Source organism: Streptomyces yongxingensis (genome assembly GCF_055597465.1).
In genome coordinates, this window is record NZ_CM145717.1 from 4,721,802 (window position 1) to 4,746,582 (window position 24,781).

General features: G+C 67.7%; 18 protein-coding genes. 1 reads left to right on the top strand and 17 read right to left on the bottom strand.

All coding sequences use genetic code 11. The annotated features are described in order from the left end of the window. Positions 1-7: 7 nt before the first annotated feature. The gene (locus ACZ6TD_RS19965; RefSeq protein WP_471355846.1) at positions 8-1,768 is read right to left on the bottom strand and encodes an IlvD/Edd family dehydratase; all 1,761 of its coding nucleotides are present in this window, start codon (positions 1,766-1,768) and stop codon (positions 8-10) included. A 77-nt stretch (positions 1,769-1,845) separates the two neighbouring features. Continuing rightward, positions 1,846-2,616, bottom strand: coding sequence for an SDR family NAD(P)-dependent oxidoreductase (locus tag ACZ6TD_RS19970; RefSeq protein ID WP_471355848.1), 771 nt, complete (start codon positions 2,614-2,616; stop codon positions 1,846-1,848). Between the two features lie 195 nt (positions 2,617-2,811). Between ACZ6TD_RS19970 and ACZ6TD_RS19975 the strand changes: the two genes are divergently transcribed. Then, complete coding sequence (locus ACZ6TD_RS19975; protein WP_471355850.1) at positions 2,812-3,957, top strand: Gfo/Idh/MocA family protein; 1,146 nt, start codon at positions 2,812-2,814, stop codon at positions 3,955-3,957. Between the two features lie 96 nt (positions 3,958-4,053). Here the strand turns inward: ACZ6TD_RS19975 and iolG are convergent, their stop codons facing one another. The 15 genes from iolG to ACZ6TD_RS20050 form a co-directional block, all read right to left on the bottom strand. Further along, a complete protein-coding gene (gene iolG, locus ACZ6TD_RS19980; RefSeq protein ID WP_471355852.1) occupies positions 4,054-5,061 on the bottom strand; it encodes an inositol 2-dehydrogenase in 1,008 nt (335 codons plus the stop codon). Between the two features lie 111 nt (positions 5,062-5,172). Next, entirely contained in the window at positions 5,173-5,904 is a 732-nt protein-coding gene (locus ACZ6TD_RS19985) for an SDR family NAD(P)-dependent oxidoreductase (RefSeq protein ID WP_471355854.1), read from the bottom strand. A 38-nt stretch (positions 5,905-5,942) separates the two neighbouring features. Next, positions 5,943-6,701, bottom strand: coding sequence for an SDR family NAD(P)-dependent oxidoreductase (locus ACZ6TD_RS19990; RefSeq protein WP_471355857.1), 759 nt, complete (start codon positions 6,699-6,701; stop codon positions 5,943-5,945). A 52-nt stretch (positions 6,702-6,753) separates the two neighbouring features. Next, the gene (locus ACZ6TD_RS19995) at positions 6,754-8,244 is read right to left on the bottom strand and encodes an APC family permease (RefSeq protein ID WP_471355859.1); all 1,491 of its coding nucleotides are present in this window, start codon (positions 8,242-8,244) and stop codon (positions 6,754-6,756) included. Positions 8,245-8,440: 196 nt separating this feature from the next. After that, positions 8,441-9,796, bottom strand: a complete 1,356-nt coding sequence (locus ACZ6TD_RS20000) for an NAD-dependent succinate-semialdehyde dehydrogenase (RefSeq protein ID WP_471355861.1) — start codon at positions 9,794-9,796, stop codon at positions 8,441-8,443. Between the two features lie 111 nt (positions 9,797-9,907). Beyond that, the gene (iolD, locus tag ACZ6TD_RS20005; RefSeq protein WP_471355863.1) at positions 9,908-11,863 is read right to left on the bottom strand and encodes a 3D-(3,5/4)-trihydroxycyclohexane-1,2-dione acylhydrolase (decyclizing); all 1,956 of its coding nucleotides are present in this window, start codon (positions 11,861-11,863) and stop codon (positions 9,908-9,910) included. Between the two features lie 221 nt (positions 11,864-12,084). Then, positions 12,085-13,227, bottom strand: coding sequence for a Gfo/Idh/MocA family protein (locus ACZ6TD_RS20010; protein WP_471355864.1), 1,143 nt, complete (start codon positions 13,225-13,227; stop codon positions 12,085-12,087). Between the two features lie 59 nt (positions 13,228-13,286). Beyond that, positions 13,287-15,047, bottom strand: coding sequence for a hydantoinase B/oxoprolinase family protein (locus ACZ6TD_RS20015; RefSeq protein WP_471355866.1), 1,761 nt, complete (start codon positions 15,045-15,047; stop codon positions 13,287-13,289). Between the two features lies 1 nt (position 15,048). Then, a complete protein-coding gene (locus tag ACZ6TD_RS20020) occupies positions 15,049-17,145 on the bottom strand; it encodes a hydantoinase/oxoprolinase family protein (protein WP_471355868.1) in 2,097 nt (698 codons plus the stop codon). Positions 17,146-17,212: 67 nt separating this feature from the next. Further along, positions 17,213-18,034: a fumarylacetoacetate hydrolase family protein gene (locus ACZ6TD_RS20025; RefSeq protein ID WP_471355870.1), complete on the bottom strand. Its 822-nt coding sequence runs from the start codon at positions 18,032-18,034 to the stop codon at positions 17,213-17,215. 76 nt (positions 18,035-18,110) lie between these two features. Next, positions 18,111-19,388 (bottom strand): aspartate aminotransferase family protein, encoded by a 1,278-nt coding sequence (locus ACZ6TD_RS20030; protein ID WP_471355872.1) that lies wholly within the window; start codon positions 19,386-19,388, stop codon positions 18,111-18,113. Positions 19,389-19,406: 18 nt separating this feature from the next. Beyond that, positions 19,407-20,354 carry a C-terminal binding protein gene (locus ACZ6TD_RS20035; RefSeq protein ID WP_471355874.1) on the bottom strand — a complete coding sequence of 316 codons (948 nt, stop codon included), beginning with the start codon at positions 20,352-20,354 and terminating at the stop codon, positions 19,407-19,409. A 207-nt stretch (positions 20,355-20,561) separates the two neighbouring features. Further along, complete coding sequence (locus ACZ6TD_RS20040; RefSeq protein WP_471355876.1) at positions 20,562-22,322, bottom strand: sigma-54-dependent Fis family transcriptional regulator; 1,761 nt, start codon at positions 22,320-22,322, stop codon at positions 20,562-20,564. Positions 22,323-23,173: 851 nt separating this feature from the next. Then, on the bottom strand, positions 23,174-24,100 hold the full coding sequence (locus ACZ6TD_RS20045; RefSeq protein ID WP_471355878.1) for an NmrA family NAD(P)-binding protein: 927 nt from the start codon (positions 24,098-24,100) through the stop codon (positions 23,174-23,176). Then, positions 24,097-24,714 carry a polysaccharide deacetylase family protein gene (locus tag ACZ6TD_RS20050; RefSeq protein ID WP_471355881.1) on the bottom strand — a complete coding sequence of 206 codons (618 nt, stop codon included), beginning with the start codon at positions 24,712-24,714 and terminating at the stop codon, positions 24,097-24,099. Before ACZ6TD_RS20050 ends, ACZ6TD_RS20045 begins: the two co-directional genes overlap by 4 nt. Positions 24,715-24,781 lie beyond the last annotated feature (67 nt).

The window sequence follows — 24,781 nt, forward strand, 5'->3', positions numbered from 1 at the left end:
GGTGCGGCTACCAGCCGCCCTGCCATCCGCTGGTGAGGCCGTACGGGAGCCGCTGCGGCTCTTCATCCGGCAGTTTCCGCAGGAAGTCGAAGTCGCATCCTTCGTCGGCTTGTGTGACGTGGTCGATGAAGAGCCGGCCGTAGCCTCGGCGGTACTTCGGGGCAGGCAGCTCGACGTCCGCGAGACGCCGTTCGATCTCCTCGTCCGGGATGTCGAGATCAAGACGCTGGTTCTCCACGTCGAGCACGATGGGGTCACCATCTCGCACGGCGGCAAGCGGTCCGCCGATCGCGGCCTCGGGCGAGACGTGGAGGACGGTGGTGCCGAACGCGGTGCCGCTCATACGCGCATCTGAAATGCGTACGATGTCGCGGATGCCGCGGCGGAGGAGTCGCTCGGGGATCGGCAGCATCCCCCACTCCGGCATGCCGGGCGCGCCCACGGGCCCGCTATTGCGCAGCACCAGCACCGAGTCCTCGGTGATGGGGAGAGCGGGGTCGTCGATCCGACGCCCGAGGTCGTAGATGTCCTCGAACACAACCGCCGGCCCTCGGTGCTTCAGCAGCTCGGGCGACGCGGCGCTCCTCTTGATGACCGCGCCATTGGGGGCGAGCGACCCGCGCACGACCGCGATGCCACCCGAGGTGTCGAAGGGCTGTTCGAGCTTGCTGATGACTTGGCCGTCCGGCTCCGCCGCATTGCGGTAGCCGTCGGAGAGCGTCTCGCCGGTGACGGTGATTGCGTCGCCGTGCAGCAGGGGGTCGAGCTCCTTCAGCACGGCGGAGATGCCGCCGGCATTGAAGAGTTGCTTGATGAGATGCTCTCCCGAGGGGCGCACATTCGCGATCCGGGGGGTGCGCTTCGAGATCTCGTGGAAGCGGTCGAGCCGCAGCTCGTAGCCGACCCGCCGCGCCAGCGCCAGCAGGTGCACGACCGCATTGGTCGAGCCACCGACGGCCATGAGGAGAGTGATCGCATTGTCGAACGCCTGCTCGGTGAGCACCTCGCTCGGCCTGGGGCCAAGCGAGACCGCAATCTCGACCGCTCGTCGACCAGTGGCCTCGGCAGCGGAGGCTCTGCGGGAGTCCACGGCGGGGATCGAGGCGGTGTCGGGCAGGCACATGCCGAGCGCCTCCACGAGGGAGGTCATGGTCGAGGCCGTGCCCATCTCGCTGCAATGTCCGGCGGTGGGCTTCGCACTGGCCTCAAGGTCGTTGAAGTCCTCCTGCGTGATGGTTCCCGCACGGAGCTCGTCGGCGTACTTCCAGGTGTCGGTGCCGACACCGAGCTGACGACCGCGGAAGTAGGCGGGTTCCTGAGGCCCGCCAGTGAGCATGATCGTCGGGATGTCGGCGCTCGCCGCGCCCATGAGCTGAGCCGGAACCGTCTTGTCGCAACCGCCGAGTAGCACGATCGCGTCGAGCGGGTAGGCCCGGACCGACTCCTCGACATCCATGGCCATGAGGTTGCGGAACTGCATGGCCGACGGCTTCATCAGGCTTTCGCCGAGCGAGATGGTCGGGAACTCGAGCGGCAGGCCGCCCGCCATCAGCACGCCGCGCTTGACGGCGTCGGCCAGCAACTTGAAGTGGATGTTGCAGTTCACCAGCTCCGACCACGAGTTCGCGATGCCGACGACCGGTCGGTCCTTGATGGCGAATTTCGAGAAGCCTTCCGCCTGGATCGCTGTTCGGTGGATGAATCCCGTGAGATCGTGCGGGCTGAACCACCGCGCACTGCGGAGTTCACTGATGTTCGGGTCGGACATGTGTGTGGTGCTCCTTGAGCGGGGCTTGGTCCGGAATGATCCGCGCGGAGGCGGGACGTCTCGGATGAGGGCGTGGGTCAGGCGGCGGTGGTGCCGCCGTCGAAGGCCATGCTGGTGCCGGTCGCGAATGCCCCGTCGATCGCCAGGAACCAGATCGCCCGCGCGATCTCGTCGGGATGTGCGAGTCGTTTGAGCGGCACGGTGGCCTCCTTCTCGCGCAGCGACGCCTCGGGGGCGCTCGCGTCGAGCCCGCCCCGCAGCATCGGGGTGTCGACCGGACCGGGGCTCACGACGTTGACGCGCACGGTCGGCGCGAGCTCGATCGCCAGAGCGCGGCTGAGCCCGACGACACCCGCCTTCGCGGCGCTATAGTGCGCCAGACCCGCTACCCCCATGCTGGCCAGGTCGGACGCGACGTTCACGATCGCGCCCCGACCGGCGGCCCGCATGTGCAGCCCCGCCTCGCGGGAGACGTAGAACGTTCCTGAGAGGTTCGTGTCGATCACCTCGCGCCACGACCTGTCGTCCAGCTCCTCGAGAGACGCAGCCCTCGCGATGCCCGCGGCGTTGACCACCACGTCGAGTCCTCCGAGCTCCTCGACCGCCGCGCGCACCGCATCGGTTGCCGACACGGAGTCCGAGACATCGGCGCGGAACGTGTGGGCGCAGTCACCGATCTCGTCGGCCACGCGGCTCAGCTCCTCGGCACGCCGGCCAAGCAGGGCGACGGCCACAGCCCCGCGCGCGGCGAAGAGCTTCGCCGTGGCCTCACCGACGCCGGAGGTGGCACCCGTGATCAGCACGCGCGTGTGCTCGGGGTCGATGTGGTGCACCCGTTCGCTCATCATCGCCGGAACTCCCTCGTGACTCAGCAGGACCGATGCGAGTCAGTACAGCAGCGCGGCGAGGGCCACCGATGTTCCAGATTGGCACACAGCTTCCCGGGTCGGCATTTCTAGGCTGGCTGACACGACGCGCCGGAATCCCGCCCGGGAGCGCCCGTCGGAGTATTCACGACACCCGCGTCAGACGAAGGAGTCACCTTGCCAGAGCAGAACCGCATCGGAGTCGGACTGATCTCCGTCGGAGTGATGGGGCGGCTCCACGCGCGCTCCTACCTTCAGAGTCAGCAGTTCTTCCCGGAGCTGCCGAAGCGCGCGGAACTCGTGATCGCCGCCGACCCGGATCCGAACGGACGCGCCTACGCAACCGAAGCGCTCGGATTCCGCGAGACGACGAACGACTATCGCAAACTTCTCGCGCATCCGGACGTGGACGTCGTGTCCATCTGCTCGCCGAATTTCCTGCACCACGAGATCGCGCTCGCGACCATCGACGCCGGCAAGCACTTCTGGATCGAAAAGCCGATGGGCCGCAGCGCCCGTGAGTCTCGGGAGATCGCGCAGGGCGCGGCCGCAGCGGGACTCTTCACGGCGGTCGGCTTCAACTATCGTCACGCTCCGGCGGTCGCCGAGGCACGCCGCCTGATCCGCTCCGGCGAGCTCGGGCGCATCACCAACGTGCAGATCCGCATGATCACCAGCTATGCCTCCGACCCGAACCAGGGCTTCACCTGGCGGTACGAACGGGCGCAGGCCGGCTCCGGGGTGCTCGGCGACGTACTGAGTCACGGCTTCGACCTGGCGCAGTTCCTCATAGCCCCCATCATCTCGGTGAACGCGGTCACCGAGCGCTTCATCCCGCAGCGTCCGCTCCCCAAGGGCGGTTCCCGCGAGGTCGAGAACGAGGACTACGCGGCCCTGCTCGCTCGCTTCGACGGGGGTGCGATCGGCATCTTCGAGACCACCCGTGTCGCGATCGGACCGCACGCGGAGTACATCATCGAGGTATACGGCACCAAGGGGTCGCTGCGTTGGAACTTCGACCGCATGAACCAGCTCGAGCTGGCTGACAACGGCAGCGGCTACCGCACGATCATGACCCCCACGTCCTACGGCGAGTTCGGCCGCTTCCAGCCGAACGCCGGGCCCGGCATCGGTTTCAATGACCTCAAGACGATCGAGGCGGCACTGTTCCTGCGCTCGGTCGCGGAAGGCGTGCAGCTCGCGCCGTCGGCGGCCGACGGCTGGTCGGCCTCCGAGCTGGTCGATGTGTCGCTTCGCAGCGCCGAGTCCGGCCAGTGGGTCGACGTCCCCGCTGTCACCGGCGCGACCACGACGCAGGCATAGACCGCGGAACACATGGAAAGGGCCGGAGTTCCCCCGATCTCCGGCCCTGCTGTCTTCGCGACCCCGACCAGACCACCTCTGGTCGGGGTCGCGTCTTCACCCTGTGAGGCGGATTACCGCACCTTCCTCCGCCGAGCGCTGTGCGGCGTCGGCGATGATCAACGCCGCGCGTCCGTCTTCGAATGTCGGGCTCGTCGACTCTTCACCGCGCACGAGCTTGATGAACTCGGCCAGCTCGCGTACGTAGGCCTCCGCGTAGCGCTCGAGGAAGAAGTCGAGATAGGGCCGCTTCGCCTCCACCGCGGCGGACGTGGAGACGCTCACCAGGCTGGACGGTGCGTTGGCCACGAGCAGCAGCCCCTCGGCGCCGAGCGCCTCGAGTCGCTGGTCGTAGCCGATCGCGCTGTGCCTCGAGTTCGTGATCGTGGCGATGGCGCCGGAGGCCGCACGCAGCACGATCGCGACGGTGTCGTAGTCACCGTGCTCACGAGCGCCCTCGTCGAACAACTGCGCGCCAGTCGCGCTCACCTCCACGATCTCGCCGAGGAAGAAGCGAGCCATGTCGAAGTCGTGGATGGTCATGTCGCGGAAGATCCCGCCGGAGGTCGCGATGTAGTCGGCCGGTGGCGGCCCGGGGTCGCGGCTGGTGATCGACAAGTGCTCGAGCTCGCCGATCTCGCCGGTGGCGACGCGCGTGCGCGTCTCGGCGAAGGCGGGGTCGAAGCGCTGGTTGAATCCGAGCGCGACCGGCACGGAACTCGCCGCGACCTTCGGGCGCAGCGCGTCGACCCGCGCGATGTCGAGGTCGATCGGCTTCTCGCAGAGCACCGGGAGACCTGCGTCGATACAGGCCTCGATGAGGGTGATGTGCGTCGGCGTCGGCGCTGCGACCAGCACGGCATCCACCTCTGCGGAGTCGAGCAGCCGCTCGGGAGAGTCGGTCGCGGCTCCCCCGTAGCGGGCGGCGACCGACTCCGCGCCCACTGGATACGGGTCGGCGACCCAGGAGAGCATCGCATCGGGATCCGCAGCGATGCTCGCCGCGTGCACCTGGCCGATCCGGCCGGTACCGATCAGGCCGAAACGAACCTGATCTCGCATCATCTCAAGCCTCCGATTACAGAACAGAGTCATCCTTTGGCAAATGATCTAGGGTGACGCTATTTCGCAGCTCACCGGTGGAATGTGCCAGATCAGAACACCGCCGAGCCGAAATCACGCCGCGGTGTACGTGCCGTCAATAACCAGTTCCGCGCCACTCATGTAGCCGGCCTCGTCCGAGGCGAGGAACACGACCGCGGCGGAGATCTCGGACGGCCGCGCCCAGCGGCCGAAGCGTGACGACTCGGGAGGCAGGGCGGTCGGATCCGCGCGGAGAAGAGGGGTATCCGTCTCGCCGGGAAAGACCGCGTTGACCCGGATCCGATGCCCGACCAGTTCAAGCGCGGCCGCCTTGGTCATGCCGCGCACCGCCCACTTCGACGCGACATACGCGAAGTTGTCGGTGAAGCCGACCAGGCCCGACGTCGAGCAGATGTTCACGATCGATCCTCCGCCGGCCGCCTTCATCGACCCCACGACCGTTTGCATTCCGAGGAACGGGCCGACCTGGTTCACGTCGATCACACGGCGGTACTCGCTCTCCTCCACCGTCTCGACCCGGTTGGCTCGCGCGATCCCGGCGTTGTTGACCAGCACCGTCGGGTGCCCGAACGCCGCCACGCACTCCGCCACGACTCGCTGCCAGTCGGCGATCGAGGTGACATCTCCCAGCAGCCAGCGGAAGCGATCCGGCCCGAGCTCGTCAGCCAGCGCAGGTCCGGAACCGGGGGTGATGTCGAACCCGATGACCCGTGCCCCCGCGTGCGCGAGGGCGCGAGCATGCTCCTCACCCATGCCGCTGCCCGCGCCGCTCACGATGGCGACCTTCCCGTCGAGCCGGTCCATGGCGCTCCTTTGCCGTGACGATTCGGTGTCGTGTCGGTTCACTGGGCGGTGAAGGCTCCGTCGACGACCACCTCGGTGCCGCTCATGTACGACGACTCGTCCGAGGCGAGGAACACAGCCGCGGCCGAGATCTCCCCGGGACGCGCCCATCGCCCGAACGGCAGATCCTCGGCCAGTGGCATCGAGGCGGAGGGAGTCTTGGCGTTCTCGCGGATCATGGGCGTATCGGTGTCGCCGGGGCAGACGGCATTGACTCGGATGCCGTACTCGACGAGCTCGAGCGCGGCGGCCTTGGTCATACCGCGCACCGCCCACTTCGACGCGACGTAGGAGAAGATGTCGGCGAAGCCGACGAGCGCCGCACTGGACGCGATGTTCACGATCGAGCCGCCACCGGATTCCCGCATGGCCGGGATCACCGCCTGCATGCCGAGGAATGTCCCGACCTGGTTGATGTCGATCACCCGTCGATAGTCCGCCTCGGTCACGCTTTCGAGACGCTGTAGCGGCGATACGCCTGCGTTGTTGACCAGCACGTTGATCGCGCCGAACCGCTCGACACCGGCCTGGACAACATGGCTCCAGTCCGAGGCGGTGCGCACGTCCCCGCGGAGGAAGACGACACGATCCGCGCCGTACTCCTCGACCAGCGTCTTGCCCGCGTCCTCGTTCAGGTCGAAGGCGACCACACGCGCCCCCTGGTCCAGGAACGCACGGGTATGGGAGAGGCCCATCCCTCGCGACGCTCCGCTGATGACGGCGACCTTCCCGGCCAGGCGGGTCCCCTTTGAAGTCATGAGCTCTTCCTCTTATTCGGCGACGGAGCGGGCTGATGGCGGATCGAGGCGCTCACTGCCGCCCGATCCTGGTGAAGATGTCGGGCTTGGCGCGGGCCAGGTGGCTCGCATAGGCGATTCCGGCGATGAGCACGACCGGCAGGAGCAGGGTCATCAGGAGCGACGCCGTCTCCCCCGCCCCGATCAGGGTGTCGACGTGCACGACGCTCAGCACGAGGATGATCAGGAGGCCGATCAGCCCCAGGATCGGCGCGACGATCGTCTTCCAGACGCGTGCCGGGGTGTCAACGCGGTTCTTGGCGAAGTAGGCGATGATCGCGATCGACACCAGGCACATGAGGAAGATCACGATCATCGCCCCGAGGCCGTTCGTCCGGATGTAGATCGTGAACGCGTTCGTGCCGTCGTCCTCGAACCCGGTCACCGCGGCCAGCGCGAAAACCGTCACCAGGGTGAGCACCGTGACGACCACCGAGGCGATGTGCGGCGAATGGTGGCGCGGGTGCGCGGCGCCGAACCGCCTGGGGAAGACCCCGTCCTTGCCGAGCGAGAAGCCGTAGCGCGAGATCGTGTTGTGCTGCGCGAGCAGACACGCGAACGTCGAGGTGATCACCAGCACCTTGATGACGTCGGGGAGAACGGTGCCGAGGTAGCGCGCCGCCGTTTCGCCGAAGAGGCTTGCGGGGTCGGCCTTCGCCGCGCCCGCGACGCCGTCCGGGCCGAGCGCCGTGAGGAACGCCCACGCGGCGATGACGTAGAAGACCCCGATGAGGATCACCGAGAGATACGTCGCGCGAGGCACCGTCTTCTCGGGGTCTTTGGCCTCCTCGCGGTAGATCGCCGCCGATTCGAAGCCGATGAAGCAGAGCATGCCGAAGAGCAGAGCAAGGCCGAAGCCGCCATCGGTGACGGCGCCCGCTGTGAGCGGCCGCACGGGGATGCCGCCCGGTCTGCCATCGATGAAGACGACCGTGTCGAAGGCGATCACGAGCAGTACCTCGAGTCCGAGCGCGACGCCGAGCACCTTCGCCGAGAACTCGATGTGGCGGTAGGAGAAGATGCCGGTGAGAGCGGCGCCGACGAGAGCCCAGGCATACCAGGGGATGTCCGGACCGTGGAAGGTGCCGGCCACGAGCTGCCACACATACACGCCGAAAGCGATCCAGGTCGGCAGGGCAAGCAGCAGGTAGCCGAACAGCGCGACGAACGCCCCACCGAGTCCGACCCTCCGGCCGAGCCCCGCCGTGATGTACGCGTAGAAGGCACCGGGCCGGTTGACGTAACGGGTCATTGTGGCGTACCCAAACGCGAACAGCAGCACGATGAGCATTATCATCGTGTATGCGGGCACGATCGCGTACCCGGCGAAGCCGATCACCGAGGGCATCAGCCCGACTACCACGAGAAGCGGCGCGGCGAAGGCCACGACCGAGAACACGATCGAGCCGACGCCGAGTCGGCCTTTCAGGCCTTGCGCCTGCGCCCCCTCATCGACTTCGACGATTGGCGGAGCGGCTTCGGAATTTTTCTGTGCAGCCACCATCGACTCCATTCGTGGTTGAATTCGGGGGGAATCCGAGGTTCATGATGGCGAGCACGGAAACAGTTTACATGTCCCGTTCTAGGACACTTCTGGGTGCTTCTCGCCTTGTTTCTACAGTCACACGACGGCGCGCGGGAGCCGGGGAGACCCGAAGCCTCGATTCCGGGGCTCCCCGTCGAGAAGAGAGCGCGTCCGTCTACTTCGCGAAGCGGTAGAGCTTTTTGTTGGCGAACTCGAGCATGCCGACCTTGCCCATCTCGCGGCCGTAGCCCGACTTCTTGACGCCGCCGAAGGGCACGTCCGGACCGCCGAGGCCGCTGGCGTTGACGAACACCATGCCGACGTCGAGCTGGTCACCGACGCGCTCGGCGCGCTCCAGGTCGTCGCAGATGACGACCGAGCCAAGGCCGTAGGGCGTGGAATTGGCGAGCTCGATCGCTTCCTCGTCGCTGGCGACGCGGTAGAGCTGCGCCACCGGGCCGAACAGCTCCTCGCCGTAGACGTCCATGTTCGGGGTGATGTCGCTGATGACGCTCGGCGTATAGACGTTGCCCTGCGGCTGGTTGTCACCGACGAGGATCGTCGCGCCCTGCTCGATGGCTCCCCGTACCTGGGCTGTCAGCGTCCTGGTCGCGGAGTCGGACGAGAGCGGCCCGTAATCGCCGTTCTCGTACGACTGGGCTCCGATCGCGGCGGTGAACTTCGCAGCGAACTCGTCGTAGTAGCGGTCGATGACGACGATGCGCTTGGAGCCGATGCAGCTCTGCCCCGTGTTGTCCATGCGGCCGTTCACCGCATGCTCGACCGCGCTGTCGATGTCGGCCGTGTCGAGCACCAGGAACACGTCGGAGCCGCCGAGCTCGAGCACGCACTTCTTCAGCGCACGGCCAGCCTGCTCAGCGATGATCGCACCGGCGCGCTCGGAGCCGGTGAGCGAGACGCCCTGCACACGGTCATCGGCGATCATGTCGGCGATCTGCTGGTGGGTCGAGAACACGTTCACGTACGCGCCATTGGGGAAGCCGGCGTCGAGGAACAACTGCTCCAGCGCGAGTGCCGACTCCGGGCACTGGGCGGCGTGACGCAGAATGACCGTGTTGCCGAGGATCAGATTCGGTACCGCGAATCGCACGACCTGGTAGTACGGGTAGTTCCATGGCATGACCCCGAGGATCACGCCGGTGCCCTGGTAGCGGAAGAAGGTCCGCAGTCCGTCGGCGACCTCGAGCTGCTCGTCGGCGAGCCACTGCTCGGCGTTGTCGGCAAAAGCGGCGCTGATCTTGGCCGCGAACTGGATCTCGCCGATTCCTTGCGGGATCGGCTTGCCCATCTCGCGGTTGATGATCTTCGCGAGTTCGTCTTGGCGCTCGATGAAGAGCTCGGAGAGACGTCGAGCGTGAGCGGCACGCTCGCGCACCGTGGTTCGGTGGGACCACCCCTGGTATGTCCTGTGGGTAGTGGCGAGGGCGGCCTCGATCTCCTCCGCGGTCGCCGTGGGGTATTCGGCGACGGTCTCGCCGGTGGACGGGTCGGTGACGGCGAACGTGCCCATCTGTCCTCCTCCTTGATTTCTTGGGGCGTTCCGGATGCTGTGCCGGAAGAGACGGCTGCCCCGCGACGGGATGCCGCGGGGAGCCGTGGTGACTGCGCACTGCGGTTCCGGTCAGACCTCGCTGCCGGGAGCGATCGTCGGGCCGTAGTAACGCTGGCGCTCTCGGCCTTCGCGGTGCTGCCTGCCGCCTTCCAGGGTCTCGGGTCGCTCCGAGGTCATCGCGGCGCCGACGTCCCAGAAGGCACCGCTGCCCGTGAGGTAACGCCAGGGCTCCACGTGGGCCACCACGACGGCCGGGCGGCCCTGGACTCCGCGGGCATCCTCAAGTGCCGCCCTGAACTCCTCGATCGTCGTGGTCGACCACGAGACCGCACCCATGCTGGCCGCGTTCGCGGCGATGTCGACGGGCACGACGGCCCCGTCGAGGCGTCCGGTCTCCGCGCTCCGCTCACGCAGCTGAGTGCCGAACTCATGGCCCGGACCACCCTTGGCGACCTGCAACGGCCAGATGCACTGATGTCCGCTGTTGTCGATGACCACGACGGTGATCTTCTTGTGTTCCTGAACCGCGGTGATCAGCTCGGTCGGCTGCATGTAGTACGTGCCGTCGCCGATCAAGACGAAGACATCGCCCGACGCCTCCGGGCGGGCGAACCGATAGCCGAGACCGGCCGGCAGCTCGTGCCCCATGCAGGAGTTCGCGTACTCGGAGAGGACCTTCGTGCCGTTCGAGGTATCCCAGGCCTTGTGGACGCCGCCGACCACACCACCGGAGCCGAGCACGAGTGCGTCGTCGGCGCCCGTGTGCTTGTTGAGCACGTCGATCACCTGCGCCTGGCTCATCTTCTCGCCGGGGATGTCTTCCAGGTCGTGACCGAGCGTTTCGGCCGTGGCTTGGCGCGCGCTCGCGATCTCGTCACGGTATCCCTCGGCGCTCTGGTACGCGGCCGCGGTCAGCCCCTCGTGCAGTGCGGTGAGCGACAGCTTCGCGTCTCCGACGACGGGATACGAGCCCATCTTGTGCGCGTCGAAGGAGCTGACGTTGAAGTGCACCAGCTGGACATCGGGGTTCTCGAACAGCGAGTGAGACGCGGTGATGAAGTCCTGCAAGCGGGAACCGACGCTGATCACGCAGTCCGCGCGCCCGGCGATCCGGTTGGCACCGATCGTGCCGTCGACCCCGAGCCCGCCGAGGTTGAGATCTGAGATCGGGCCCATCCCCTTGCCGGCGTAGGTCTCCGTGACGGGGATCCCGAAGTCAGCGCTGAGCCTCGCGAGCTCGTCGGCCGCATCCGAGTAGCGCACCCCACCGCCGGCGATGAAGACCGGCCGCTGCGCACGGCGGATGATCTCGATCGCGTCGCGGATTTCTTCCTGCGCCGCGGGGCGGCGGCGGATGGGCCAGACGCGCGGGCTGAAGAACTCCTCGGGGAAGTCGTAGGCCTCACCCTGGATGTCCTGCGGCAGACAGACAACGACCGCACCGGTGTCGACCGGGTCGGTCAGAACCCGCATCGCCTCGGGCAGGGTCACCAGCAGCTGAGAGGGAGTGGTGATGCGGTCGAAGTACCGGCTCACCGGGCGAAAGGCATCGTTGGCCGACACATCACGCTCCACCGGGTGCTCGATCTGCTGGAGGACCGGGTCACCCTTGCGGTTGTTGATGATGTCGGCGGGGAGCAGCAGGACCGGGAGGCGATTCGTGGTCGCGGTGGCGGCGCCGCTGATCATGTTGGTCGAGCCCGGGCCGGCGGACGCGGTGCAGGCAAGGGTCGCGGCACGATTGGTCGCCTTGGCGTACCCGATTGCCGCGTGCACCATCGACTGCTCGTTTTTGCCGGCGAAGTGGGGGAAGTCGACGCCGTACTCGTCGATGCCCTGGGCCACGCCGACCGAGTTGCCGTGACCGAAGATTCCGTACATCCCCGGGATCAGGCGACGGCGCTCGCCATCACGTTCGCTGTACTGAACCTGGAGGAACTCGATGATCGCCTGCGCGACAGTGCGCCGACGCACTTTCTTGCTGGTTGCGCCGACTACAGTATCGACGGCCGCGGTGGTAGTCATACCTTCTCCTAGGTCTGTGAATCAAACGTCGGCGTGATCGTCCAAGACGTTCGAGAGGCAGCGTTTCACCGTATGAAGGGGCGCGTCTGTGCCACATTGACACGACGCCATGGGGCCTCTCGGCCGCCTGCCCCGCCGCCACCAGGTGCGGCATGGCGACGAGGTCGGCGATGGTCCGTAACTCCCGTTCGGGGGCACCCACGTGCCCGATCACATCCGGATCAGTCGAATCGGTAGGGCTCGTGCGGCCCGACCGACGGAAGAGGACGGGGGCGTTCGCAGGTGCTCTCGATCTCGATGTGACGACCGAGCTCCGACGACTTCTCAAAAGCCAGAAGCACTTCGAGCACGTGGTAGGCGAAGGCGCCGCCGGTGCGGGGCTCAAGTCCGTTCCGGATCGCGTGCCCGAACTCGGCCAAGCCGATCCCACGGTATGCGTCGTCACGGTGTGTGATGGCCGTCTCACGCCAGTCGCCGCCGCCGGGAGGCGTCATGTCGAGGGCAAGGTCGCGGGGCTCGCCGCGGCGAAGGATCGGCGCGCCGGAGAAGTGATCCGGGTTGGGCGCGGCAATCGATCCCCTCGTGCCGTAGATCTCGAGGTGCGGAAGATTGTGGTTCCACACGTCCCAGCTCACGATAACCGTGGCGGTCGCACCGGACTCGAAGTCAATCGAGCCCGTGACATGGGTCGGAGTCTTGATGTCGATGACGCCGTCGTAGCCGCCGTCCGCAGTGGGACGGGGACGAGTCTCCGAAGACCTCGGAGCACTGGCCGAGACCCGCTTCGCCGGACCGAGGAAGTTCACCAGGTTGGTGACGAGGTACGGACCGATGTCGAGCATGGGGCCGGCGCCGGGGCTGTAGAAGGGATCGATGTTCGGGTGCCAGTGCTCGTAGCCGCGGTTTGCGAACGAGCCGAAGACGGCGACGGGCCGGCCGATCCAGCCGTCGTCGATGAGCTTGCGGCTGGTCTGCATGCCCGACCCGAGGAACGTCGTGGGCGCGGACCCGACCTTCACGCCCGCGGCCTGGGCGGCGTCGAGGATCCGCTGCGCCTCCTCGAGCGACGTCGCGAACGGCTTCTCCGACAGCACGTGCTTCCCGGCGGAGATCGCCTGAAGCGTGACCGGAGCATGCAAATTCGGCGGGGTCAGATTGAGCACCAGCTCCACCGCGGGGTCGGCGAGCAGCTCGTCGGGAGTGAGCGCCTTCGGCACCGAGTACTCCGCCGCGCGCTTGGCGACCGCTTCGACGTTGACGTCGGCCAGTGCGACGATCTCGACGTCGGGATGGACCCCGATCTTGTCGAGGTACTGGTTGAGCACGTTTCCGACGCCGATGATGCCGACTCGAATGGGATCCATTTCTCTCACTTCTTCTCTGGGTTCCGATGCTCCCGCGCAGGGAATGTCGCCGAGGCCTTCTAGCGGGCCGACACCCGCTCGCGACGAAGCTTCGCCGTCGCGGCGTCGTCGACGACGCCGTCCGTGATCACGACGCCGTAGACATCCAACGCCGACTCCGGCGTGATGCGGCTCTCACGCAGGTCGTTGAGCACCGCGGCCGCCTCACGCTCGAGGGGGTCGCCATAGCCGCCACCGCCCGGCGTGATCGACACGACCTTCTCGCCACGGAGCATGTCGTACCGGCCGACGACCGGGATCTCCTTACGACTGCCGTCGACGCCTTCGACCCAGGCCTCCGGAACGGCGCCTCCGGCACCACCGCGAACGCCCTTCGGCGGGTTGAACCTGCCCTCGAGCCCGTACGCGATGGTCACGTCATCGTCGCGGGCCTCCATCGTGACGCGCGTCGCGAGCCCACCACGCTGACGACCAGCGCCGCCCGAGTCGGCGACGAGCAAACGCTCGTGGATGAGGATCGGGTAGCGCTGCTCGTCGACCTCGACACTGTCGTGGTAGAGCAGGGCGCCGCACACGGGGCGCTGGTAGGTCGGCCAGCCGTCGACGTACGGTGTCGCCGGGCCGCCGACGCCGCCGACCAGGATCTGGTTCACATAGGCGTTGCCGTTGCGCTCATCGATGCCCGAGACCACGGACTTCGCCGGGGCCTGTCCGGTCGCTCCTTCGGCGGTGCCATACCCGTCCTCAATCTGCGAGAACGCGGCCTGAACGATGTTGACGACCCGGTCCGCCAGGTTGGTCGTGCCCGATGAGCACGAGTAGGGATGCTTCGGCACGCCGACGGCGCAGCCCTCACGCAGCAGCACCTCGAAGCGCCGGAAGGTGCCGGCGTTGCTCGGCAGGGACTCCGGAAGGCCCGACAGGATGCCCGCCAGCGCGGCTCCGGTCGCCGTCGCGCGCGTGAGGTTGAGTCCGTTCGGCAGGTTGTCGGGGTTGTCACGCAGGTCGATCGTTACCCGGCCGTCGGCCGGCTTGACCGAGATCGTGGCCTGAAGGTGAACCCCGTCGGGACCGGTGCCGGGGAAAGGGTCGTGTGACGTCGAGCCGGTGAGAACCCGCTCCGGCAGCGTCTCAACCGTGCTCGTCGCGAGGCGCTCCGAGTAGTCGAACCAGGCGTCGACGAACTCGACGAGCGTGTCGGCACCGAACTTCGCCGCGAGCTCCCGCACGCGGCGCTCGGCGATGCGCGAGGCTCCGACCGAGGCGAGGTAGTCGCCGTACCACTGGTCGGGCACGCGGATGCGCGCGCGGCACATGCGGATGATGTCGTCGAGATCGGTGTAGTCGCGCTGAATCCGCACGCACGGGAAGATCAGCGCGCCTTCCTCGTAGACGTCGCGCGCGGTCGCGTAGAACGTCGTCGGGAGCGAGTTGCCGCAGTCGGCCTGGTGGGCCTTGGTGACGGCGGTGAACAGGTGGCGCCCCTCGACGAAGATCGGCACGAGGATGCAGTGGTCGGCCGCGTGGGAGTTGCCCATGTAGGGGTCGTTGTGCAGGAACGCGTCACCCTCGCGGATGTCATCGTGCAGCGCGACCATGTCCTCGCCGAGCGGACCGGCGCCGAACACGTGCACCGGCACCCCCTCGGCCGCGGCGAGCAGCTGGTTGTCGGCAGTCAGCACGGCGCAGGAGAAGTCGCGCGCCGTGTTGATCACCGAGGAGCGTGCGGACCGGAGCAGCCCGCTGGTCATCTCGCGGACGATCCCGTCGAAGGCGTTCGCCAGCACCGAGAGTTTGACCGGGTCGAATTCACGTGACACGTCACGCCTCCTTACGCGTCAGGTAGATGTTGGAGCGGTCGTCGAGCGTCGCGTCCCACTCCGGTGGCACGACGATGGTTGTCGTGGGCTGGTCGATGACGGCCGGGCCGACGATCTTGTCGCCGGGTCCGAGCGTCACGCCGCGGTAGCGGGTCGTGTCGAAGCTCTCGCCTCCGAAGGTGATCGGATCGGTGCGGTGCGACTCGGGCGATCCCCCCGCGGCGACCGTGTCCTTCAGCTGCTCCGGCCGGGGCACCTCAACACGCACGCCCCAGGTGATGATCTCGACGCGGCTCTGCGCGTCGTGGGTGCCGTTGCGGCGGTCGTGCTCCGCGTGGAACGCGCGCTCGATGACATCGGCGGCGTCACCGTGGGTGTTCGGCACCTCACCGAAATGTACGCGTAGATCCCACGCCTGGCCGGGATAGCGCGCGTCGACGAAGTAGGTGACCTCAGCCTCGGCTCCGACACCGTCGAAGCGCGCCGCGAACTCGGCCGCCTTCACCTTGATCTCCTCGACGGCCCGCGTCGCCGACTCGGCATCGAACGCGTGGGTGTCGTTGTGCAGTGGCGAGAGGAACTCGGTGGCGATGGGCGCACGATGGGCACCGTAGGCCGCGAGCACCCCCGCGGTCGCTGGGATGAGAACCGTGTCGGCTTCCAGCAGCACGCCGATCGCCGCGGCGACCATGGCTCCCGCGCCGCCGCCGGCGACGATGAGCGCGCCGCGCGGATCGACGCCCTGCTCGAGTGAGGCCTGTCGGATCGCCGTCGCCATGTGGCTGGCCGAGACATCGAGGATCGCCTGCGCCGCCTGCTGGATGGTCATGCCGAGCGGGCCGGCGATGCGTGACTCGATCGCACGCACAGCGGCGTCGCGGTCGAGGGTGAATCCGCCCTCGAAGCCGCTGGCGTCGAGGTAGCCGAGCGCGACGCACGCGTCGGTGACGGTCGGCTCCTCGCCGCCGCGGCCGTACGCCGCCGGGCCGGGGGTGCTGCGGGCACTCTGCGGGCCGACGCGAAGCAGCCCGCCGCCGTCGATCCAGGCGATGCTGCCGCCGCCAGCTCCGATGCTCGAGACCGCGACCGATGACAGACCGGTCAGGTGGCCGACGAAGGGCTCGCCGAGCCACGCCTCGCGGGTGTGGCGCACGACTCCGCTCTCGACGAGCGACACGTCGAAGGTAGTGCCACCCATGTCGCAGACGACGACGGTCTCACGATCGGGTGCCGCCGCCGCTCCGACGAGCGGGGCCATTGACGGACCCGAGTTGAGCAGCAGTACGGGTCGGTCGAGTACGTCGGCGACGTCGAGCACGGCGCCTTCCGAGGTGACGACCAGCAGGTCGCCCGTGAACCCGTACGTCACCAGGTCGGAGCGCAAGTTGCCCAGGTGGTCGGCCATGAGGGGCTTCAGCGAGGCGTCGATGGAGGCGGCCGACGAACGCCGGTACTCGCGGATGGTCGGGTTCGCCTGGTTCGAGAGCGTGTAGGGGACGCCCGGGAGGGTCTCCTCGATCAGCTCCGCGAGGCGGGCCTCGTGAGAGTCGTTCATGATCGACCACAGGAACGACACGGCGATCGCCTCGACGCCCTCGGCGACGAGGGCCTTGAGTACGCCACGCACCTGCTCCTCGTCCAGGGGCACGAGCACGTCGCCCTCGGAATTGATGCGCTCACGGATCTCATAAGTGAGTCGGCGCGGAATGTACGGGCCGGGGTAGGCGGCCTTCGAGTCGAAGGCGTCGCGGCGGCCGCCTTCTCTCAGCAGCAGGGTGTCGGCGAAACCGTCGGTGACCAGCAGCGCGGTCTTGGCGACCTTGCCGGTGAGCACGGCGTTGGTGGCGTGCGTGGTGCCGTAGACGATCACGTCGGCATTGCGCAGCACTTCGTCGCCGCTCCAGCCGACGGACTCGGCCGCACGGCGAACCGCAGCCTCGAAGCCGGTGAACACGCGGTCGTAAGTGGTGAGCGCCTTGCCGGCGGCCATGTCGCCGCTGTCGGAGCCGACGACCACGTCGGTGAACGTGCCACCGGTATCGACGGCGATGCGATATCGCGCGTCGCGGCCGCTTGAATTCGTCTGGGCCTCGGTCATCTTTCTTCCATGTCTGTCGAGAACTTGCGGGAGGTCGCCCACGTGGGGTGGGTGCGGTGTCGCGGCGTCAGTGCTCGGCGACCTGGTTGCTGAGAATGCCGACGCGCTCCACGTCGATCTCCACGGTGTCGCCCGGCTTCAGCCAGATCGGTGGGGTGCGCTTCGCTCCGATCCCCTGAGGTGTGCCGGTCGCGATCACATCGCCCGGCTCCAGCGCGAGGAAACTGGAGATATAGGAGACGATCCTGGCGATCGGGAAGATCTGGTGCCGGGTGTTTGAGCGCTGCAGTTCCACACCATTGACGCGGGTGACGAGTTCGAGCGTCTGTGGGTCGCCGATCTCGTCGAGGGTGACGAGCGCGGGACCCCACGGGGTCGAGCGGTCGATGGTCTTGCCGGCCGTCCACTGAGTCCCGCGGTACTGCAGGTCACGGGCCGAGATGTCGTTCAGTGGAGCGAGGCCGGCGACGTGGTCGAGGGCCTCGTTCTCCGATACGTGACGCGCCGCGCGGCCGATGACAACGGCCACCTCGCCCTCGTAATCGAGGTTCGCGCTGACATCGGCACCCTGGATTTCGTCCTCGGGGCCGACCAGAGTCGTCGCGAACTTCACGAACACGTCGGGGTACTCCGGCAGCACGCGGCCCGTCTCGGCGACGTGGTCCTTGTAGTTCAATCCGACGCAGAGCACCTTCGTCGGCTCGGGAACGGGAGTGGTCAGGTGCACGTCGGAGCGAGCGCCGACTCTCGTACCCGGATTCTGGTCGATCAGCCCCGCCACGTCGGTCGAGAACGCCTTGAGCTCGGGGCCATACACGGTCAGAAAGTCCCGGACGGATGTGGCCGGAGTCGTGCCGGCCGCCCTCAGCAGGCGCTCAAGATCGAACACTGTGTCATGGAGGAGCACGCCACCTCGGACGCGGCTCTCATGGAGGTAGGAGACGATTCGCATTGTTTCTGCCTTCTCATTCCTGTGCGCCGGCGGCGACGGCGAGCACGGCGTCCGCGAGGCGGTCCGCGATATCGTCGACGACCGCCTGGTCCATCGGGGTCGACAGCGAGAGCAGGTTGGCCGGCGAGCCGAGCAGGCCGCGGTTGTACGACTCCCACCACAGACGGTGCTGCGTGCCTTCGTCGACCTTCTCGGAACCCGCGGGAACGGCCCGGAGCAGCGAGCCACGCCCCCGAACCTCCCAGCCGACATCCGCCACGCGGGCCATGACCGACTCGCGCGCGGTGTCGCCGAGGCCGTTCAGCCGCTTCACCTCGGACTCGCTGTAGAGGCGCAGCGCCGCGGCACCGGCCGCCATGCTGACCGGGTTGCCGGAGAACGTGCCGCCGTGCGGCAGGCTTCCGGGCCGCGTCGGGTCCACCTCGGACATGAGCGCGCCGAGGCCGACGACCGCGCCGACCGCGAAACCGCCGCCGATCGTCTTCCCCGTCGTCAGGAGGTCGGGCGAGACGCCGTACTCGTTGCTCAGACCGTGAAAACCGAGTCGGAGGCTGATGACCTCGTCGATGATCAGGACGATCCCGTAGCGGGTCGCTAGTTCCCGCGCCGTGGTGACGAACTCGTCGGAGATACGCAGCAGCCCTGCGCGGTTCGGCAGGAGGTCGAGGATGATCGCCGCGTAGGCGTCGGGCGCTGCCTCGATCTGCCGGCGGAGGAACTCCGCGTCGTTGAGCGGAACGGGAGTGACGTCGTCGATCACCCCCTGGGGCACACCGCGGGTATAGGTCGGGCCGCCGGGGACGAGGGCGATGTCCGACGTGCCGTGGTAGCCGCCCTTGGTCACGATCACGCGCTCACGACCGGTACCGGCGCGGGCGATCCGGATGGCGGACATGACGGCCTCGGTGCCGGAATTGGTGAACCTCACCTGATCGAGACCGGGCAACCGCGAGAGCAGCAGATCGGCCAGCTCCCACTCGTAGAGGTTGGGGATGCCCCAACTCGCCCCTGACGACAGGGCCTTGGTCGCCGCCTCCGTGATGTCCGGGTGGGCGTTGCCGTGGATGAGCGAGGTGAAGTTGTTGTTCGCGTCGATCAGCTCATGGCCGCGGTCGTCCCAGACCCGGTAGCCCTCGCCGCGAACGGCGTACGGGCTCGGCGCGCCGGTGTAATAGGTGGATCGGCCGTAGCCGCCCGGCAGAAGCGGATAGCCACGCGGACCCCGGCGCAGGTGCGGATCCTCCGCGGGGGCGCTGCCCGAGACATGGTTTGTCTGGATATTCGTTGCCACGTCAGTCTTCCCCACTTATCAGTACACGAGGTCGGTCAGGGGCCGCCCGGTGAGCACGGACCGCGCCCGCTCCACCGCGCCGTCCTGTAGCGCTCCGGTCGAGCGGTTGGAACGCCAGGCGATGTGCGGGGTGAGGATCGTGTTGGGCGCGGATCGCAGCGGGTGATCAGCGGCGACCGGCTCCTGCGAGAAGGTGTCGATACCGGCGCCGGCGATATGCCCCGATTTCAGGGCCGCCGCGAGCGCCTCCTCGTCGATCAGCCCGCCGCGCGACACGTTCACGACCACGGCCCCCTTGCGCATCCGAGCCAGCACGTCTTCGGAGACCAAGTGCCGTGTGTCGTCGTTCAGCGGGAGGTGCAGCGAGACGATGTCGGAGTTCTCGAGCACGCTCCCCAGGCTGCCGAGCTCGACCAGTCCGTCGGCGATGAAGGGGTCGTAGCCGCGCACTCGCGCACCGACCGCCGAGTACATCCGTGCCACATGCTGACCGATGCGCCCTAGGCCGACGACGCCGACTTCAAGCTGCGAGAGCACGGGGGTGTCGTAGCCGATGACCCCGGCCCAGCCGAAGCCGCGGATGGCGGCGTCGCCGGTCGGAAGCCGGCGCGCGAGCGCGAGGCCCATCGCGAAGGCGTGCGAAGCCACCTCTTCCGAGGCGGTGCCCGGGACGATGGCGACCGGGATACCGGCCTTCGTAGCCGCGTCGACGTCGATGTTGTCGTAGCCCATGCCGTAGCGGATCACCGCGCGGCACTTCTTCATGATCGGGAACTCTTCGGCGGTGAGCCGCGCGTAGGGCGTGACCATCACGATCTCGGCGTCCGGCAGTCCCGCGCGGAACGCGTCCACGTCAGCCGCCGCGACGAGTTCGTAGTCGAGCTCATCGGCTAGCGCATGCTCGCGATTCAGATCCGGGAAGTGGTGAGGGGCCACCAGAATGGTCCCCGGCTCATCGCCGTTCATATCGTGTCGATCCTGTTCGCGTCGGGTTCTCGTCGTCGCCGGAGTGCGGCCCAGACCGGTATTGATCGAGGCCGGTTCCGGGGAGCTGACTCAACTAAAGCCCGGTGCGAGCCCGACCATCCGTGCCAGATCGGCACACTCGAGGGGCCTCTTTCGGACACGACGAACGGCCCGGACCCAAGCGGGTCCGGGCCGTCTCTCGGACGGTCAGAGGTCGAAGCCTCGACTGCGGAAGTAGTCCATGCGCCGGTAGAAAGTGGAACGCCCGATCTCGAGGATCTCGGCAGCGAGTCGTCGATTGCCCTTCGCTTCGCGCAGGGCGCTGCGGATCTCGACCAGCTCCGCGTCTTCGAGACGCGACAGCCGCCCCTTGGTCAGCATGCGGTGGAAGCTCTCGGGAAGATCCTCATCACAGACCTCGATGCCTCGGGATCGCTCGATTGCGTCTGAGACGACCTGGCGCAGCTGGGCGATGTTGCCCGGCCAATCGGAGTTGGTGAGGGTCGCGACGAGCCTTCGCGAGAGCCGACGATCGCCGATCTCCCTCGCGATCGCGTGGGCCAGCAGGGGGATGTCCTCGCGCCGTCTGCGCAGCGGGGCGAGCGTGATCTCGAGCGCCCCGCTGGCGTCGGCGATCGCGCGGGTCGCATCCGTGACGCTCGCGGCGGTGAAGATCACGGTGCGGCGCGCGCCGCCTCGCAGTTGCGCGGCCACGTCGCGGGCGTCCATGGGCAAGAGCTCGTCGGCGTGAGCGATGAAGAGGACCGGCTCGAACTCCGTGTTGGCATGCTCGCGCACCTCATCGATCCGGGTACTGACATCGGTATCGCGTGCGTCAACCCGGATCACATCGCCGCGGACGCCGGCGATCGCCTCGGCGAGCCTCGTTTTTCCGCTACCGGGCTCGCCGATGATGGCCACGGACCGACGCTGCTCGACCGCGGTCCGGGCCGAGTCGACGGCCCGCTGCAACGAGATGCTCTGTCCATCGAGGCGCTCGAGCAGCTGGTCAGAGGGGGACGAGGCGTCGCCCCGCGATACCGTCGGTACGTCGTGTCGCGATACCGTCGGCGCGTCGAGCGTCCGGCTGCGGCGGGCAAGTGGACGGACGACGGCGACGGCGCCGAAGCCCGAGGCGGACAGCTCCACCGGCAACACCTCGATGCTCGCCGGCCCGAAGCCCTCAAGCATCACTTCTACGTTCGTACCATGTCCCGAGGACATCACGCTCTTGGCATAGCTGGTGACGACGGAAAGATCGGAGCCTTCCAGGGACGCCGTCGCGGCGGAGTTCATGAGCGAGTGCTTGCCATCGGTCACCACGACCGCGGCCTTCCCCCGCCGACGCGAGATGGTGAGATACTCGCGCAGAAGCGTGCGCTCCCGCGACGACATGCGCGCCTCGATCTCACGCTCGATCCGCGACGTGACCCCTTCGAGCATCAGGAGCGTGGACGACGGGTCAAGCCTCTCGACCCGGGCGGCGGGCAGCGTCAGCCCGACCACTGCTCGCACCCGGTTGTGGAACGGGTCGCGGATGAGCGAGGCGAAGCACCAGTTGCAGCGCATATCCTCTCGGAAGTGCTCCTCGGGCGATAGCCAGACGCCACGACCCTCTTCGAGCGCCACGCCTTCGCCATTGCTGCCGCAGCTCGCCTCCAGCAGCGAGTAGCCCTGCGGGAAGTCGACATCCTCCCTCAGGAAGGGCGGCTGGACCAGCGCGCCATTGGGCGAGCTCAGGCTCACATGGCCACCGATGTCCTCGGCGACCTCGTCGAGCTTCCGCAGATGCGGCTCAGCGATGAGCATGGTGCGCTCGTCGACACGCCCCTCATCAATGAAGCCGCGGTCGGCCTGCGAGTCGACGCCCGCAGCGCGACTGCGCCGCCACGAGCGGGCGACCACCGGACGGAGGGCCGAGAGATCGTCGGTGGCACGGCTCAGGAACAGGTCGCGGATCTCGGCCATATAGTGGGGCGTCGACGATACGCTCGACGGGGACGATGCGACTGACACCATGGTGATTCCCTCGTCAGTTGCGTGTGCAGGGCATGAGCTTACCTAACAGCCGTTAGCGCGTCTTGTCTACTGTTCTTCCCAATCGAGTCGTCTCAACGTGTTCAATTCGAGAACCCTCCGGATCCTCAACGACACATTCCACGACTGGATCGCCGGTGTCGAGTATTCGCACCACCTGGGCGCGGTCCTCGCTTGCGTCAGCGGAGGCTTGAACGCGACGGGGATTCTACATGTCTTCCTCGATGACACCACCCCCTCGGCTGCTCGGCTGTGAGGCGGCGGGCCACGGTACCGGGAGGCACGCGGTGACGCTCTCCGCCGGCGAACCCGGCGTACTGCACAGTTTCCACTCCTACGTCCTGCGGACCACAAAGGGCAGATCAGCGAGCTGTGCTCGGCCTCCCCCAGTCTGGATTATCCCGGTATCGGCCCCGAGCACACCGACCTTCGCGACACCGGCCGCGCCCAGTGCCAGCTCGTCACCCGACCGTCGAGGACGGGATGGAACTGGCCACGGCAATACTCGATGCCGGTGCCGATATCCACGAATTCGGCTTTGCCGTGCAGTGATCTCGCGCTCGGCGGCCGGGGTATCCAGACCGCCGACGACATCGCCCCGAGGTCTGTTAAACGAGCGGTATAACTGGAGTCGTTGTTGATTACTGACGGACGGATGTCGCGCACGCTCGCGCCGCATGCGTACAGCGACAGGATCTGCGCGTTGAATGCGGCCGACCGCCTGGCGTGGCCTCGGCGTTTTCGGAGACCAGCCGCACGGCAGGATGAACAAGGCTCAGTGATCAGGCACCCGTCCACCCCGTGTGGCGCAGCCAGTCCTCGAAGGTCATCACGTCGGGGTGCAGGCGGCGCAGGTCGGTGATGTCCCGGTCGCGGGTGTAGAGGTCTCGGTCGGCGAAGAACTGGAACATCGCCACGTAGTCGTGGCCGAAGTCGGGGATGGCGGCGCTCAGGTCGTCGTGCGGCATCGGGGTGTAGGTGCTAGGGACGCCCGTGACCCGCGCGAAGGTGGCGGCGATCTCGTCGCCGGTGAGGCTGTCGCCGATCACCGCGAGGTCGCGGACGCCCCAGGACTGCCAGTTGTCGAACATGTGGCCGGTGAACCAGGCGATGTCGTCGAGGGCGATGAGCGGGTAATGGGCAGCACCGAGAGGAAGCCTGAAGGTCAGGCCTCCCCGGCCATCCGGTCGAGGGGTGAGGCGGTACCGCAGGTTCTCGAAGTACGGCGCCGTGGTCAGCACCGACACGTGGTTCGTGTACCAGCCGTCGGTCTCCTTGCGGAGCATTTCCTCCGACCGCATCAGGCCGATGTGGGCGGCGACGGCGGCCTTGCTGTCGAAGTGCGGCACGGGGTGGCCGGTCAGGGACACCGCGCTGTCCAACGAGGACCAGATGAAACGCTCCACGCCCGCCTTCTCCGCGGCGGCCAGCAGATCCAGGCCCTGGCGGTATTCCCCCACGGCGCTGCCCGTGGCGAAGAAGTCGGTGTTGGCGAACACGCGGTCGGCCCTCTCGACCAGGGCGTCGGCGGCTGTGTCGGAGCGGACCAGTTCCACGCGGTCGGGCGCGGTGGCGGCGAGTTCGGCGGCGTGGGCGGACTCCGGGTCGCGGGTGGGGACGGTGATGGAGGCGTCGGTGGTGGTGAGCAGATGCTGGATCACATGGCTGCCCATCGCCCCGGTGCCGCCGACGACGAGGATGTGGGTCATGGCTTCCTTCCCTGGTGGGTGAGGACGTGCTCGGCCACCTGTGCGTGGGTGGCGGCCCAGACGTCGCCGGACGCGCGGACGTGGTCAAGGATCTGGGCGACCATGCCCGCGAGGAGAGGTCGGCCACCGACATGAGTGTGGATGGTCAGGCGGACGACGCCGGGGCCCTGCGGGAGGTCGTGGTCGCTGTGATCGCCGGTCCAGCGGTAGCAGGCCTCGGTGAGCAGGTCGGCGGTGTGTCTCGAACCGGTGGCGCGCGGGCTCATCCACCCCCTCGGGCGAACGCCGGTGACTCGGCCGAGGACGTCGGTGCAGCGGCGCGTGTTGTCCCGCTCGGCGTCGAGGTCGAACAGCGCGGGCACGACGTCCTGGGCCCAGGAGTGCGCGGCGATCTCGTGCCCCGCATCGTGTACGGCCACCACGGTGTCGGGGTGCCGCTCGGCGACGAGGCCGTTGATGCCGACGGTGGCGGGCAGGTCACCGAGGACCTTGAGCAGCCGCCAGACGCCCGTGGCGACGCCGTAGTCCACCCATGACGTGCTGTGGGTGTCCTCAACGCCGGGCGGCCACGCCGCGGCATTGGCCCGTAGGTGGGCCAGTGCCCTGGCGACCACAGCTCCAACGCGACCGTGACCAGCACGGCGACCTTCCGCCCGCCCGGCCATTCGATCTCTGACGCCA

Bases quoted from the DNA above. Each gene is read 5' to 3' on its own strand.
- ACZ6TD_RS19965 (WP_471355846.1), bottom strand. From the start codon at position 1,768: ATGTCCGACCCGAACATCAGTGAACTCCGCAGTGCGCGGTGGTTCAGC.
- ACZ6TD_RS19970 (WP_471355848.1), bottom strand. From the start codon at position 2,616: ATGATGAGCGAACGGGTGCACCACATCGACCCCGAGCACACGCGCGTG.
- iolG (WP_471355852.1), bottom strand. From the start codon at position 5,061: ATGATGCGAGATCAGGTTCGTTTCGGCCTGATCGGTACCGGCCGGATC.
- ACZ6TD_RS19985 (WP_471355854.1), bottom strand. From the start codon at position 5,904: ATGGACCGGCTCGACGGGAAGGTCGCCATCGTGAGCGGCGCGGGCAGC.
- ACZ6TD_RS19990 (WP_471355857.1), bottom strand. From the start codon at position 6,701: ATGACTTCAAAGGGGACCCGCCTGGCCGGGAAGGTCGCCGTCATCAGC.
- ACZ6TD_RS19995 (WP_471355859.1), bottom strand. From the start codon at position 8,244: ATGGTGGCTGCACAGAAAAATTCCGAAGCCGCTCCGCCAATCGTCGAA.
- ACZ6TD_RS20000 (WP_471355861.1), bottom strand. From the start codon at position 9,796: ATGGGCACGTTCGCCGTCACCGACCCGTCCACCGGCGAGACCGTCGCC.
- iolD (WP_471355863.1), bottom strand. From the start codon at position 11,863: ATGACTACCACCGCGGCCGTCGATACTGTAGTCGGCGCAACCAGCAAG.
- ACZ6TD_RS20010 (WP_471355864.1), bottom strand. From the start codon at position 13,227: ATGGATCCCATTCGAGTCGGCATCATCGGCGTCGGAAACGTGCTCAAC.
- ACZ6TD_RS20020 (WP_471355868.1), bottom strand. From the start codon at position 17,145: ATGACCGAGGCCCAGACGAATTCAAGCGGCCGCGACGCGCGATATCGC.
- ACZ6TD_RS20035 (WP_471355874.1), bottom strand. From the start codon at position 20,354: ATGAACGGCGATGAGCCGGGGACCATTCTGGTGGCCCCTCACCACTTC.
- ACZ6TD_RS20040 (WP_471355876.1), bottom strand. From the start codon at position 22,322: ATGGCCGAGATCCGCGACCTGTTCCTGAGCCGTGCCACCGACGATCTC.
- ACZ6TD_RS20045 (WP_471355878.1), bottom strand. From the start codon at position 24,100: ATGACCCACATCCTCGTCGTCGGCGGCACCGGGGCGATGGGCAGCCAT.